Genomic DNA, 13,123 nt, shown 5'->3' on the forward strand with positions numbered 1-13,123 from the left:
GCAGAACAGTCGCAGGCTATGAGATAGGTATGAGTGAACAAACTTTGAGTAAACGAGAATCTGTTCAAGCGCTAAATGTTGAATTATTAGGCAAGCCGATTCATATCATCAAAAATAAGCTTGAGTCGATTATTAATAGCTCCCAGCAATATTTATCAACGGAATTACAGGCGTGGCTCAAAACCCCCTCCGTTCAGGTCGAACTGACCGATATCCAACTGGAAACTCTGGGAAGCAACGTGCTGGATAGCCGCAATAGCGCAGCGCAAAAGCACAGTGACAAGGGGGCTCTTTACGTAAGCATCGAACCCGTCATGTTGATGCGACTGTCTGACGAATTTTACGGCGCAGGGGTTGAGCGCAGTCAAACTGAATTAACCAATAGTGATATCCGCTTACTGCAGCGAATCACCAAACACATCGCAGGCTGGATAGCACCCGAGGATGCATGGCAACCCCAAGAGATGGATGCATTGTCAGGCATAGGGATCATCGCAACCCTTACCGTTCAAATGCACGACAAAGTGGCACCACTTTCTATTGTCCTCGACAGTGAACTGATTCAAACCTTAGTTAGCGAACTAGAGCTGACCGCAAACCCAGAGCTTGCTGGCGAGTTTTGCCAGGCTCTGCACACTACACCCGTCAAACTCGATGTTCAGCTCAGCAAGAATGTTATGCCACTCACTCAGGTGTTAACGCTCAAGCCAGACGACATCCTACCTATCGAATTACTAAACCATGCCCCAGTAAAAATCGGCAAGCAAACGCTGTTTACGGGTCGTGTGGCCGAGCAAGACGGCCAGTTGGTATTGATTTTAAACGAAGATAAGGAAAACCACCGATGAGCGACTCGCAAGATCAGACGGCTTTTCACAGCAACGACTTACAGTTCGATGATTTTGAGCTAGAGGACTTCGATGCGGACGTACCTGCGGCTGCCACAACAGCGGCAGCAACACGCAATTTGGATTTTTTCAAGAACATACCGGTTACCGTGACACTGGAAGTCGCCAGCAAAGAAATTGCCCTGGGTGACTTAATGACCGCAGGTGAAGGCAGCATCATTGAGTTAGATAAGCTCAACGGTGAGCCATTAGATGTCAAAGTGAACGGCTCTCTCATGGGGCACGCTGAAGTTGTTGTCGTCAACGACAAGTACGGACTCCGCTTAATCGACGTCGTGGAATCCGCTCTCACGTCTATGGGGCAGTAGTCAGTTATGTTGGCTTCAAGCACGCTGGAAAGATGGCTCCCCAAAACACTGAGTCGTAGCACCATAGTCATCATTGGTCTGGTGCTTTTGCTTGGCAGTCAAATGGCGTGGGCAGACAACGGATTAACGTTTCTTACCGTCAATGATGGGCAGTCAGAGCAGGAGTACAGCGTCAAGCTGCAAATCTTGCTACTGATGACAGCGTTAAGCTTTTTACCCGCCTTCTTGCTGATGGCCACCAGTTTTACGCGCATTATCGTTGTGCTGGCGATTCTGCGTCAGGCACTGGGTCTGCAGCAGAGCCCACCGAACCGAGTGCTGATTGGTATCGCCTTGTGTTTGAGCATTCTTATCATGCGCCCAGTCTGGAGCGACGTCTATGAGAATGCATTCCTGCCTTACGACCAAGGTGAGATCACCTTAATGCAAGCCTTCTCAACCGCAGAAAAGCCGGTGAGAAACTTTATGTTGGCACAAACGCAGCAAAACTCCCTAGAGCAGATGCTGAGGATCGCCAATGAGCCGGTTGACTCCAACGTCGACGACATCTCATTTGCCATCGTGCTTCCAGCGTTTGTCATCAGTGAACTTAAGACCGCGTTTCAGATCGGCTTTATGCTGTTTATCCCGTTTCTGATCATCGACCTGGTAGTAGCAAGCGTGTTGATGGCTATGGGTATGATGATGCTATCGCCATTGATCGTCTCGCTACCGTTTAAGTTGGTCGTCTTTGTGTTGGTCGATGGTTGGGCGATGACCGTTGGCACGCTTTCAGCCAGTTTTAGTACTGGATAAGGACACGCGATGACCCCTGAAATGACAGTGGCGCTGTTCTCCAATGCCGTCTGGCTGATCATCAATATCGTTATGGTACTCGTGGTCCCGGGCCTTCTAGTGGGCTTGGTCATTGCCGTATTTCAAGCCGCGACTCAAATCCAAGAGCAAACACTGAGTTTCTTACCCAAACTTTTGGCGACCCTGCTGATGGTGATCTTTGCGGGTCACTGGATGCTTAGAAAAATCATGGAGTTATTCGACTACTTGTTCCACAACATTCCAGGGATGATTGGTTGATGCAGATAACGTTCGCCGAGATTTCACAATGGTTAGGCCAATTATGGTGGCCCTTTTTCAGGATTGGGGCCGCCTTTTTGGCCATGCCATTTTTCGGTGACGCTTTGATTCCCGTGTGGGTTCGTGCACTGCTCGCTCTATCTATCGTGGTCATTACCGCGCCATTAATGCCCGCTATGCCTGCCGTTGACCTGTTTTCCATGACCTCTCTGTTTCTGGCTTTCGAGCAAGCAATGTGGGGGCTTTTCTTCGGCCTTATCCTGCACTTTTTCTTTAATATCTTTACCATGCTGGGGCAGATTGTTTCGCTGCAAATGGGTCTTGGTATGGCCATCATGAATGACCCAGTGAATGGACTGTCGGTTGCCATACTCGGTCGTATTTTCTTGCTGTTGTGTACCCTACTGTTCTTAGCACTCGAGGGGCACCTTCTGGTTATCGATATCCTGGTGCAAAGCTTTGTGGTGTGGCCGGTGGGCTCTGGGCTTTTGGTACTCTCGCTCGACAACATCATCTCGCTGTTTGGTTGGATGTTTGCCTCAGCGCTTGCATTAGCACTGCCAGCCATCGTCTCTATGCTGCTGGCCAATATTAGCTTTGGTGTGATGAATCGCGCCGCACCCAGCTTGAACGTTTACGCACTGGGTTTTCCTATGACCATGCTACTCGGTCTGTTCAGTATCTTGATTACGGTTAGCGGCATACCTAGTCGCTACACCGCATTGGTGCACGAGACACTCTCGCACCTCAACCAGTTTATGGTGGGCGGCGCATGAGTGAACAGTCGAGTCAGGACAAAACCGAGAAAGCCTCACCCCAAAAAATTAAAAAGGCCAGACAAGAAGGTCAGATCCCGCGAGCAAAAGAGTTCACGACAGCGGTGCTATTTCTGATCGTGGCGATGTTTTTCTATAGCCAACTTCACTGGATTTGGCAGCACATCTCTGGGGTGTTCCACTTCAATATGTCACTCACTCGCCAAGACTTAGAAAATCCACAACAAATGCTGGAGCAACTCGGTCAAAGCCTCGCGATCATCATCGAGCTCTTACTGCCAATGTTTGCGGTCATCATCATAGCGTCGGTTGGCAGCAGTCTGATCTTAGGGGGCTGGATGTTTCGCCCTGCCAACATACAACCTAAGCTCAGCAAGCTTAACCCCTTGTCAGGCATCAAGCGCATGTTCTCGACACGCTCCTTGGTTGAGCTGATCAAGTCGTCACTCAAGGTCGCCGTCATCTTTGCGCTGCTTTATACCTATCTCGACAGCAACTTCTCACAGCTGTTAGGCATGCAGCAGTTGACCTTGAATCAGGGTATTACACTGGTCATGACCATACTGTTCGAAGGCCTGCTTCTAATGGGAGTGGCGCTGCTTATCTTTGGTGTGATTGATATCCCTTACCAGCGTTGGGAGCACCTAAAACAGCTCAAGATGACCAAGCAAGAGCTTAAAGAAGAGTACAAAAACAACGAAGGTCGACCTGAGGTCAAACAGCGCATTCGCCAAATTCAGCAGCAGTTTGCTCGTCGCAAGATTGACCAAGCCGTTCCCAAAGCTGACGTGGTCATCACCAACCCAACCCATTATGCGGTGGCGCTCAAGTACGACACCAGTTTGTCGGAGGCCCCCTTTGTGGTTGCCAAAGGCATCGATGAGACCGCAATGCACATTCAGCGCATTGCACGAGAAAACAATGTGGAAGTCCTCAACTCACCACCGCTGACTCGTGCCATTTACCACACCACCGCCATCGAGCAGGCCGTACCGAGCCAGCTCTATATCGCGGTCGCGCACATTTTAACTTACGTCATGCAGCTCAAAGCGTTTCGACGTGGCAGTGGGGATAAACCCATGCCGCTGCCAACATTTACCATCCCTAAGCATTTGCAGCATTGATTGGCTTAGGACACTTGCAACAACGAAGGAACACATATGTTGAATCGTCTTACTCAACTTAGACGCTCAGGAAAAGGATACATTGGCATACCAATCGTGCTGCTGATGATTTTGGCGATGGTGATTTTGCCACTGCCGCCTTTACTGCTTGATGCCTTGTTTACCTTTAACATCGTGCTGGCAATATTGGTGTTATTGGTCAGTACCACGGCAAAGCGTCCACTCGATTTCTCGGTGTTCCCAACCATCTTGCTCATCGCTACCCTAATGCGCCTGACGCTCAACGTTGCCTCGACGCGTATCGTACTGCTAGAGGGTCACAATGGCGGAGATGCCGCCGGTAAGGTCATTCAAGCCTTCGGTGAGGTTGTGATAGGCGGCAACTATGTCGTAGGTATGGTGATTTTCGTCATCTTGATGATCATTAACTTCGTGGTGATCACCAAAGGTGGCGAGCGTATTTCCGAGGTTTCAGCCCGCTTTACCCTCGATGCCCTACCCGGCAAGCAAATGGCTATCGATGCGGATCTCAACGCCGGTCTTATCGACCAAGAAGCGGCACGAACCCGACGTAAAGAGGTTGCCAACGAAGCAGACTTCCACGGTTCGATGGATGGTGCCTCCAAGTTTGTCCGTGGCGACGCCATTGCAGGCTTAATGATCCTCTTCATCAACATCATTGGTGGTATCAGCATCGGTGTGTTTGAGCACGGTTTGCCCGCTTCCGAAGCCTTTAAAACCTACGCCCTACTTACTATAGGTGACGGTCTGGTTGCTCAGATCCCATCGCTATTATTGGCGACCGCCGCGGCGATCATCGTGACGCGTATTAACGACAGCGATAGCGACATGGCTGACACCATGCAGAAACAGCTGTTAGCGACACCAGCGACCCTATTTACCGTTGCCGGCATCATGTTGATCATTGGCCTTGTACCTGGCATGCCGCATTTGGCGTTCTTTACCTTCTCTGCGGTGCTCGCCTTCGCGGGTTGGAAACAATCCAAAAAGCCCATCGAAGACCCACAGCTTGATGAAGTTGAAGCCATCTCCAACGCGATGCAAAACGACAATGAGCAGCCACTGTCATGGGATGATATTCCTCATGTGCAAAGCCTATCATTGGCTTTGGGTTACCGCTTGGTCCACCTAGTCAACAAGGAGCAAGGCGCTCCGGTTTTGCAGCGTATTCGTGGGGTTCGCAAAAACCTCTCGGAGCAAGTCGGATTTCTTCTGCCCGAGGTACGCATTCGTGACAACCTGAGTCTGAAACCAAACCAATACACGGTGTCGCTCAATGGAGAAGTGATTGAAGAGGGCTTTATTGAACCCGATCGCTTGATGGCCATCGCGGTAGGTGAAACCTACGGTGAAGTCGACGGTATTCTAGGGAGCGATCCTGCCTACCATCTTCCTGCGGTATGGATTGAACACAACGATAAGGCCAAAGCGCTGAACATGGGCTACCAAGTGGTCGATGACGCCACTGTGATTGCGACTCACATCAGCAAAGTGATGAAGACCCACCTTGCTGAGCTGTTCACACACGATGATGTGGATGCCATGAACCTGCGCTTGACCCAACAAGCGCCCAAACTCGCAGAAGCACTTGGTGCAGCTTTAAACCCTGCACAGCAGTTAAAGGTGTACAGACAACTGCTTTTGGATCAGGTACCACTGAAAGATATTCGCACCATTGCCAACACTATGCTGGAATCGGCAGAAAACACCAAAGAGCCGATTCTGCTTGCCTCAGATGTACGCTGTGCACTGCGCCGAACGCTGGTGAATTTGGTGGCAGGACAGCGCAAAGAGCTGAATGTGTACGCACTCTCTGACGAACTAGAGCAGATGCTGATGCAATCGCTGCACCAAGCTCAGGCGAATGGCAATGTGATACTCGATAGCTTCCCAATTGAGCCAAACATTTTGAGCCAGTTCCAACAGAACCTACCGCTGATACAACAGCAGCTTAAGCAGCAAGGACTTGCACCGATTCTCTTGGTGATGCCGCAGCTGAGACCGTTGATCGCGCGCTATGCTCGCACCTTCTCGCAAGGGTTGGCGGTTCTGTCATACAACGAAATCCCCGAAAGCAAACAAATAAACGTGGTAGGAAACCTTGGATAATTTAAGTAGCTACAGGGCCCAGTTTCTCTATGTGCTGCGCATGATAGAGGACAATGCGGTCACCGAAGACGATGAAAAGCTCGCGCAATTGATGGCAGCAGACGAAGTGTGTCATGCCTGCCAACCAATTCGACACTGCAACAGCGATGAGATTCAGTACCAATACATCACGCTGCGCTATGGTGAGAAAAAAGACCACAGCGTGTTCGCGCTGGACATTTCTGATACCGTGCGCGCGGCTCTAGACTTATTTGCGCTCTACCTTGCAGTCAGGCAGACCCAATTTGAGCTGGAAACCTTCCATCCTGACTTACTCAATAATCTGGTGTTCTCGATGAACGCTTGCACCTTATTGCGTCCAGAGGGAAAACACTTCATCGACCAGCTTGCTCAGCACTACAAGCGACCGATGTCGATGTTGATCCCAAGCCTGCACCTAACCCAAGGCGAAGCGACCAACCCAGCAAGTAAGGCGCTGCTTGAGCATTTAGAAGACCGATTCCACAGCGTGTGTTTTGATGTGCATCTTCCCGTGAGTAATCTCGATTACCTCACGCCCTTTGCACCGCAAATCATCAAGATATCCAACTCGCTGGATAGTCAGGATGAAAAACGCACCCTACTTCCGGTGATCCGCTACATTAAGCGATGTAAAGCCACGCTAATCGCCGGTCGAGTCACCAGTCAGAACACCTTATCGCAATATAAGATGCTCGGCGCTAAGTACTACTTTGGTTATGTCACCGATGTGCCCATCCCAGTGCACTTTAAAGGCTTTGAAGATCCCAAGGCAGAAATGCGTCAGAAGCAGCGCGAGCGCGCTAAAGAAGAGCAAGCCGCCGAGCAGCAAGCATTGGCGGAACAACAACTCGCTTTAGAACAAGCGGAGCGAGACAAGCAACAAGCGCTGCTCGATGCCAGTATCGATAACATGTATCAGTCGGCGAAAACGGAATATGTCGACGAAGAGATCGCCGCCATCGTCAAACAGGTCGATGAGAATCCGTAAGCAGAAATGGGGCATTAGCCCCATTTTCTTTGAAGCGGCATCACAGTTTTCTTCCTATTTTCAATAATTTCCAGTTTTTTTTCATTTCCAGTTAATTTTCAAAATCAACTTACCGCCTCTAGTTAGTGAGCGGGGCGATAGTCCCACATTGAGACAAATCTAGGAGAATTCACAATGGCTCTATCAATGCACACTAACTACGCTTCGCTAGTTACTCAAGGAAACCTAAACAAAACAAACGACCTTCTAAGCACAGCAATGGAGCGTCTAAGTACAGGTTACCGTATCAATTCAGCTGCAGATGACGCTGCAGGCCTTCAAATTGCCAACCGTCTAGAAGCTCAAACTCGTGGTATGGGTGTTGCGATGCGTAACTCGCAAGATGCTATCTCTTACATGCAAACAGCTGAAGGTGCGCTGGATGAGATGACTAGCATCTCATACCGTATGAAAGACTTAGCAACTCAAGCTGCAAACGGCATCAATACGGCGGACGAATTGGCTGCTCTAGATTCAGAATATCAAGAGCTAGCAACTGAGGGGGCACGTATTCTTGCAGAAACCTCTTATGGTGCTGGTGTTAAAATGCTAGATGGCTCTGCTGGCTCTATCTCTGATGCTGCAGGTGTTACCTTCCAAATTGGTGCTAACAACTCAGCGGGCGAGCGCTTAACAGTGTCTATCGGTACAGAAGTGACAGCTCTTAACACTTTCTTCGGTGCGGCAGGTGACCTTACTTCTCAAGCAAATGCTCAAACAGCAATCTCAGCTAACGATCAAGTTCTTAAAGATGTAGGCTCAGCACGTGCGACTATGGGTGCTAACATCAACCGTCTAGAGCACACTATTAGCAACCTACAGAATATCTCTGAAAACACTTCTGCAGCGAAAGGTCGTATTATGGATGCGGACTTTGCCGTTGAGTCGTCTAACATGACTAAGAACCAAATGCTGATGCAAGCGGGTACAACTGTACTATCGCAAACTAACCAGCTACCTGGCATGGCAATGTCTCTACTTCGCTAATTGATAGCAAGCATTTTCGATAGTTGGAGGAGATTCTACCAGCCTACTCCAGCTATCGAAGATATGATGAATTATCCTTCGTTAACGATTCATCCGTCCTTTGAACCTCCTTCGGGAGGTTTTTCTTTTTAAGCTAACAAACGAATTCGGAATGCAGATCTCAATTCGCTAACCGACTTAAAGCAATTATTAACGTTGCCCTTCTCTTTGTCGCCTTAACCCTCTGAGTAATCGATATTTTTCGGGTGGAAATGCGGAACTAGAACCAAGGAACATCTCCTTCCGCCGCCACACCAATAGCATCATAAGCTAATGATTTTTATAAGTTTAGATCATGGCATACATCTTGATTTAAACCACCAAGATGATTTCGCCACTCGCATCAAATCTGCGAGCAGCAAGATTAAGGAGCACTCCAATGAGTTCGTTAGATCCAATTACCATGGCCACCCAGCTTGCCACGTATGATATCCAGCCATTTCAGCAGCGTTATCAAATGCAAGCAGATAAATATCAGGCGCAGATCTCTGCGCTAGGAAAGGTTGAAGCCGCATTAAGAGAGTTCCGCACCGCTGTGACCAATATGAACAGCAGCAGCTCAAACATAATTAAAAATTCAGCCACTATTTCTCAAGAAGGTTACTTATCCGCAACGGCTAACGCTAATGCGCTATCAGGCAGCTATCAGGTTTTTGTTGAACAAATTGCTACCGCTCACCAGATGATGACTGACATGCCGGCTGATCTAGAGTCAACGACAGAGATCCCTACTACTGGCACATTAGATTTCACCGTCAATGGTGAAACCATGACAATTGACCTCTCTACCCTTGATACCGATGGAGATGGTAAAGCTACGATGACGGATCTCGTATCTGCTATCAACAATAATCCCGATAACATTGGAGTTAACGCAACCTTAGTGCGCTCTAATGGTCAGACACATTTTATGTTATCAAGCACCGAAACAGGTGTGGCGAATACTATTAACGTATCAGCTTCAGGGACTGGTGCTGCCTGGTTTGAAGACGCGTTTACCAATAGCAACGACATCAGTTCACCACAAGATGCGGTCATCTGGCTCGGTGGTCAGGGTGGCTTGAAGCTCGAGAACAGTAGTAACACCTTTACAGGGGTGATTGATGGTGTCGATCTTACCGTAAGCCAAGCACAAAAAGCAGGGGAACAGCCGCTAACTCTGAATATTGGTCCCGACCAAGAAGCGACAAAAGAGCAAATCAATACCTTTATCGACGCTTACAACAACTTGGTCACCCTTATGGATGAGCATTCGTCAATTGGCGGGGAAAACAGCGCTCGAGGTGTACTTGCTAGTGATTCGACCCTTCGTTCGATTGACAGTCAACTCACCAACATCGTTCGCGGTGAGTACAACGGTATGCGTCTGAGCCAGATCGGTATCGACATCGATCGTAATGGAAAAATGACACTGGATTCCACAAAGTTCGAAGAAGCACAGAAGAATAATAGTGCAGCACTGGAAGCAATGTTCAATGGCGACGGAAATCTTTTGGACTCCATTGACACTATGGTTGACCCCTTCTTGAAATCAACCACTGGCCTGTTTAAGACACGTAAAGACAATCTTCAACAAAACATTTCTCGCATCGACGATAAGCAAGCGTCCTTAGATCGCAAATACGACATGGCGTATAGCCGCTATCTCGCGCAGTTCACCCAAATGAATACCTTAATGACACAAATGAACCAAACCATGAGCATGTTTGGTTAAGGCTAGGAGTACAAATTTATGCTAATGGATTCAGGTTACGACTCATATCAACAAGTAGACCTTGACGCGCAAGCAGCGGCAGCCAACCCACACCAACTCGTGGTGATGCTTATCGATGGACTTCTTAATGAAATCGAGCGCGTTCGCGGTCATATGACAGAAGGTCGCTTAGAGCAAAAAGGACAAGGTATCAGCAAATGCATGAACATCCTTGTCGGTCTGGATAGCGCACTCGATGACGAAAATGGCGGCGAGATAGCCGCAAACCTTCATCAACTTTACGACTTTTGCCAAGCCGAGCTGTATCAAGCAAGCGTCAATAACGACGTTGAGAAGCTAGAGAATGTGGAAAAGGTCATGGCTCACATCAAAGAAGGATGGCAGAACTTTGGCCAACACGCATAAGGTTTCCCCAGAGCGGTTTCGCCACCTTAGCCAGTGCATGAGGGTGGCAGCAAAAACTGAGGATTGGCAGTCACTTAAGCGATACGACGGGCAGCTTCGTGAGCTTTTGGACACCCATAGGCCTTTCCTTAAAGACCCGCGACTGGCACCCGAAATTGAACGTGCACGCAAGGCGCATCTTAGCGCTTATGAGGCGTTATCCGTTGCCACCAGCAAGCTGAAAAAGAAGCTAGACAGCAACGACGCTGAGAAAGAGCGAGCGATGGCATACCAACTGGCGATGACCTTGGAGTAATGGAATGTTAGTGACCAACCAGACAGGCAATCTCTCTGCCGCAAAGCAAGGTGAAGGAAGTGGACCAGCCAGTATTAATCCCTCTCACGTTCCTAACGAGGGAGGCGCTGCGCTGCAAACGACACGTGGGTTTGGTTCACTCATCCCGTCGACTGAGCGCGAGCAGAGATTAGGCCAACATGAACAAGAAGGCGAGTCATTGGCTGAAATGTTATCTGACGCCCTCCAGCAGGAACCCTTATCAGGTGAGCTAGTCGGCTTTGTCAGAACGCCCGATCAAGCGTTCGGTGCTGCTGGTGCAACAAATGCGGCCATTAACGGCGAGCAATTGGGCGCCGCGACGAACCCTATGATAACGAGAGCGATAGACAGTGAGCGCATGTCGTTTAATCAGCTTGCTCAGCTCAATGCGAACTCGACCACTTCTAACGCAACGAGAGAAGGCGCTGCTTCCGCACTTTTGCAAACAACAACATCGTTATCTTCAGAGACAACAAGCAAATCTTTAGCAAGCGACATTGCCAGTCTATTAAGTGCGAGTCAGTCTCAAAGCAGTGCCAATAGCGCTTTGGCAGGCGCACAGTCTGCTGCGCCTCAAACGCAAGCGACCTCAACAACCATGGCAAATGTCACGACAACTGAGTGGGCACCCGTTCGTATTGACCCACAAGCAGGCAAGTGGGGTGAGCAGATGCTTCAGGTTCTGCACGACCGCGTGACCTTACAAGCCCAGCAAAACCTGCAAGAAGCGCGTATTCGCTTAGACCCACCCGATCTTGGCAAGCTTGATCTGATGGTGCGGGTGGAAGGCGACAAGCTCAGCGTTCAACTGAATGCCAATGTGGCCGCAACGCGTGAGGCTCTAATCCAGGTGTCAGAACGACTGCGTGCAGAGCTACAAAACCAGAGCTTGATGCATGTGGATGTGCAGATTGGTAGTGGCGATAAACAAGAGTCTGACGCCCACCCATCACATGACCAGAGCGCCACTATTTTTGCCAATCAACGTCATGATGCCGAACACGACGCAGCCATGACCCTCTCAACGGATGAACACTGGCTTAACACCCAGGTGTAACGGCTTTAGGAAAACAGCATGAATAAAAAATACCTTGTTTCACTCTTCGCCGCCTGCATTACGACCAGTGCTTTGGTCTCGGCGGCGACGGTTTATGGCACCATGTGGTACTTCAGCAATCAACCGACGGTGAATGCTAGCGAGTTCTCACTATTTAACTCAGAGCCAAAGCGCAGCGCCGATCCAACGTTTCATGCATTAGATAATGTGATTGTCAGCGTTCGCGGCAAAAAACAGACCCACTTTGTGATGCTAGAACTGGCATTGGAAACGCGTCATCCAGAGCGTCTAGAGTTTGCCCGCGACTATATGCCCAAAGTTCGCCACGCGATGCTGAATCTGTTTAGCCAAAAGCGCTATGAAGATCTGCATGGCGCTGAAGCACTGGAGCAGCTCCAACAAGAAGTGAAAGCATCGGTGCTAACCGCCTATGCTGATACCCAGCTTAAGCGCGATATCGACGATGTTCTGCTGACGAAATTTGTTATTCAGTAGGAGCTGCCATGCTGGATATGAATCATTCTGAAAGCTACGGAGTGGTCGACGAAGTCTCGACGCCCACCAACCGTATCGATGAAAATCGCTTGCTTAGTCAGCATCAAATCTTGGTTAAGCGCGTCGTCAACCAACTGCGTAATCACGCCACCACCCATTGCAGCATTGAAGACATGCAACAAATCGGGCTGATTGGATTACTCGAAGCCGGTCGTCGTTATGGCAACATTGACGACCCTAACTTCCCCGCTTTTGCCGTGTGTCGTATTCGTGGCTCGATTTTAGACGAGCTGCGACGGCTCGATTGGCGCTCACGCAAAACCCGTCAGCAGGCGCACGAGCTTAACGATGTCACGCGCGATCTGACCAAGAGTCTCAAGCGAACACCGACCGAACAAGAGATCATACGCGCCCTTGGTACCGATCAGCAGGATTATCACGCCAGACTCAACGCCACCATGGCGGCGGAAATGCAGAGCCTCGACCAATTAATTGAAAGTGGTCTCGAGGGGACGGTGGATTCTGACTACGACGGCATGAATCATGAACATATCCGCCGCAGCCTTGAAAAAGCGCTCGACAAACTCCCTAAACGTGAGCAGCTACTGCTCACCCTGTTTTATCAACACGACTTGAACTTACACGAGATTGCTTTAGTGCTCGAACTGACACCGCCGAGGATATGTCAGCTGCACAAACAAGCGCTCAAGCAGCTCAACCAACTACTGTCTTCTTAGGAGTC

At 49.4% G+C, this 13,123-nt stretch carries 15 protein-coding genes; all 15 read left to right on the forward strand.

What is annotated here, in order from left to right; all coding sequences use genetic code 11:
* The first annotated feature begins 29 nt into the window (after nt 1-29).
* The 15 genes from AC6I8U_RS15865 (at nt 30) to AC6I8U_RS15935 (ending at nt 13,118) form a co-directional block, all read left to right on the forward strand.
* Nucleotides 30-848 carry a FliM/FliN family flagellar motor switch protein gene (locus AC6I8U_RS15865; RefSeq protein ID WP_498017338.1) on the forward strand — a complete coding sequence of 273 codons (819 nt, stop codon included), beginning with the start codon at nt 30-32 and terminating at the stop codon, nt 846-848.
* Complete coding sequence (gene fliN, locus AC6I8U_RS15870; RefSeq protein WP_498017339.1) at nt 845-1,216, forward strand: flagellar motor switch protein FliN; 372 nt, start codon at nt 845-847, stop codon at nt 1,214-1,216. Before AC6I8U_RS15865 ends, fliN begins: the two co-directional genes overlap by 4 nt.
* 6 nt (nt 1,217-1,222) lie before the next feature.
* Nucleotides 1,223-2,011, forward strand: a complete 789-nt coding sequence (gene fliP, locus AC6I8U_RS15875; RefSeq protein ID WP_498017340.1) for a flagellar type III secretion system pore protein FliP — start codon at nt 1,223-1,225, stop codon at nt 2,009-2,011.
* Nucleotides 2,012-2,020: 9 nt separating this feature from the next.
* Nucleotides 2,021-2,290: a flagellar biosynthesis protein FliQ gene (gene fliQ, locus AC6I8U_RS15880; RefSeq protein ID WP_234494777.1), complete on the forward strand. Its 270-nt coding sequence runs from the start codon at nt 2,021-2,023 to the stop codon at nt 2,288-2,290.
* Nucleotides 2,290-3,066: a flagellar biosynthetic protein FliR gene (gene fliR, locus AC6I8U_RS15885; RefSeq protein WP_498017341.1), complete on the forward strand. Its 777-nt coding sequence runs from the start codon at nt 2,290-2,292 to the stop codon at nt 3,064-3,066. The genes fliQ and fliR overlap by 1 nt, the downstream gene beginning before the upstream one ends.
* The gene (gene flhB, locus AC6I8U_RS15890; RefSeq protein ID WP_446569928.1) at nt 3,063-4,190 is read left to right on the forward strand and encodes a flagellar biosynthesis protein FlhB; all 1,128 of its coding nucleotides are present in this window, start codon (nt 3,063-3,065) and stop codon (nt 4,188-4,190) included. Before fliR ends, flhB begins: the two co-directional genes overlap by 4 nt.
* Nucleotides 4,191-4,226: 36 nt before the next feature.
* A complete protein-coding gene (gene flhA / locus AC6I8U_RS15895) occupies nt 4,227-6,320 on the forward strand; it encodes a flagellar biosynthesis protein FlhA (protein ID WP_234494782.1) in 2,094 nt (697 codons plus the stop codon).
* A 40-nt stretch (nt 6,321-6,360) separates the two neighbouring features.
* Complete coding sequence (locus AC6I8U_RS15900; protein ID WP_498017342.1) at nt 6,361-7,329, forward strand: diguanylate phosphodiesterase; 969 nt, start codon at nt 6,361-6,363, stop codon at nt 7,327-7,329.
* A gap of 174 nt (nt 7,330-7,503) precedes the next feature.
* Nucleotides 7,504-8,355 carry a lateral flagellin LafA gene (gene lafA, locus AC6I8U_RS15905; protein ID WP_498017343.1) on the forward strand — a complete coding sequence of 284 codons (852 nt, stop codon included), beginning with the start codon at nt 7,504-7,506 and terminating at the stop codon, nt 8,353-8,355.
* A gap of 418 nt (nt 8,356-8,773) precedes the next feature.
* Nucleotides 8,774-10,108, forward strand: a complete 1,335-nt coding sequence (fliD, locus tag AC6I8U_RS15910; RefSeq protein ID WP_498017344.1) for a flagellar filament capping protein FliD — start codon at nt 8,774-8,776, stop codon at nt 10,106-10,108.
* A gap of 18 nt (nt 10,109-10,126) precedes the next feature.
* On the forward strand, nt 10,127-10,513 hold the full coding sequence (fliS, locus tag AC6I8U_RS15915) for a flagellar export chaperone FliS (RefSeq protein WP_234494787.1): 387 nt from the start codon (nt 10,127-10,129) through the stop codon (nt 10,511-10,513).
* Complete coding sequence (locus tag AC6I8U_RS15920) at nt 10,497-10,808, forward strand: LafD (protein ID WP_234494788.1); 312 nt, start codon at nt 10,497-10,499, stop codon at nt 10,806-10,808. Before fliS ends, AC6I8U_RS15920 begins: the two co-directional genes overlap by 17 nt.
* Before the next feature lie 4 nt (nt 10,809-10,812).
* Entirely contained in the window at nt 10,813-11,886 is a 1,074-nt protein-coding gene (locus AC6I8U_RS15925; RefSeq protein ID WP_498017345.1) for a flagellar hook-length control protein FliK, read from the forward strand.
* An 18-nt stretch (nt 11,887-11,904) separates the two neighbouring features.
* The gene (locus AC6I8U_RS15930) at nt 11,905-12,381 is read left to right on the forward strand and encodes a flagellar basal body-associated FliL family protein (protein WP_498017346.1); all 477 of its coding nucleotides are present in this window, start codon (nt 11,905-11,907) and stop codon (nt 12,379-12,381) included.
* 8 nt (nt 12,382-12,389) lie between these two features.
* Nucleotides 12,390-13,118, forward strand: coding sequence for a FliA/WhiG family RNA polymerase sigma factor (locus AC6I8U_RS15935; protein WP_042477850.1), 729 nt, complete (start codon nt 12,390-12,392; stop codon nt 13,116-13,118).
* Nucleotides 13,119-13,123: the final 5 nt, after the last annotated feature.

Source organism: Vibrio sp. KUL80, assembly GCF_059725495.1.

Excerpts from the sequence above, each read along its gene's own strand:
- AC6I8U_RS15865 (WP_498017338.1), top strand. The coding sequence starts at position 30 with ATGAGTGAACAAACTTTGAGTAAACGAGAATCTGTTCAAGCGCTAAAT.
- fliN (WP_498017339.1), top strand. The coding sequence starts at position 845 with ATGAGCGACTCGCAAGATCAGACGGCTTTTCACAGCAACGACTTACAG.
- fliP (WP_498017340.1), top strand. The coding sequence starts at position 1,223 with ATGTTGGCTTCAAGCACGCTGGAAAGATGGCTCCCCAAAACACTGAGT.
- fliQ (WP_234494777.1), top strand. The coding sequence starts at position 2,021 with ATGACCCCTGAAATGACAGTGGCGCTGTTCTCCAATGCCGTCTGGCTG.
- fliR (WP_498017341.1), top strand. The coding sequence starts at position 2,290 with ATGCAGATAACGTTCGCCGAGATTTCACAATGGTTAGGCCAATTATGG.
- flhB (WP_446569928.1), top strand. The coding sequence starts at position 3,063 with ATGAGTGAACAGTCGAGTCAGGACAAAACCGAGAAAGCCTCACCCCAA.
- flhA (WP_234494782.1), top strand. The coding sequence starts at position 4,227 with ATGTTGAATCGTCTTACTCAACTTAGACGCTCAGGAAAAGGATACATT.
- AC6I8U_RS15900 (WP_498017342.1), top strand. The coding sequence starts at position 6,361 with ATGATAGAGGACAATGCGGTCACCGAAGACGATGAAAAGCTCGCGCAA.
- lafA (WP_498017343.1), top strand. The coding sequence starts at position 7,504 with ATGGCTCTATCAATGCACACTAACTACGCTTCGCTAGTTACTCAAGGA.
- fliD (WP_498017344.1), top strand. The coding sequence starts at position 8,774 with ATGAGTTCGTTAGATCCAATTACCATGGCCACCCAGCTTGCCACGTAT.
- fliS (WP_234494787.1), top strand. The coding sequence starts at position 10,127 with ATGCTAATGGATTCAGGTTACGACTCATATCAACAAGTAGACCTTGAC.
- AC6I8U_RS15925 (WP_498017345.1), top strand. The coding sequence starts at position 10,813 with ATGTTAGTGACCAACCAGACAGGCAATCTCTCTGCCGCAAAGCAAGGT.
- AC6I8U_RS15930 (WP_498017346.1), top strand. The coding sequence starts at position 11,905 with ATGAATAAAAAATACCTTGTTTCACTCTTCGCCGCCTGCATTACGACC.
- AC6I8U_RS15935 (WP_042477850.1), top strand. The coding sequence starts at position 12,390 with ATGCTGGATATGAATCATTCTGAAAGCTACGGAGTGGTCGACGAAGTC.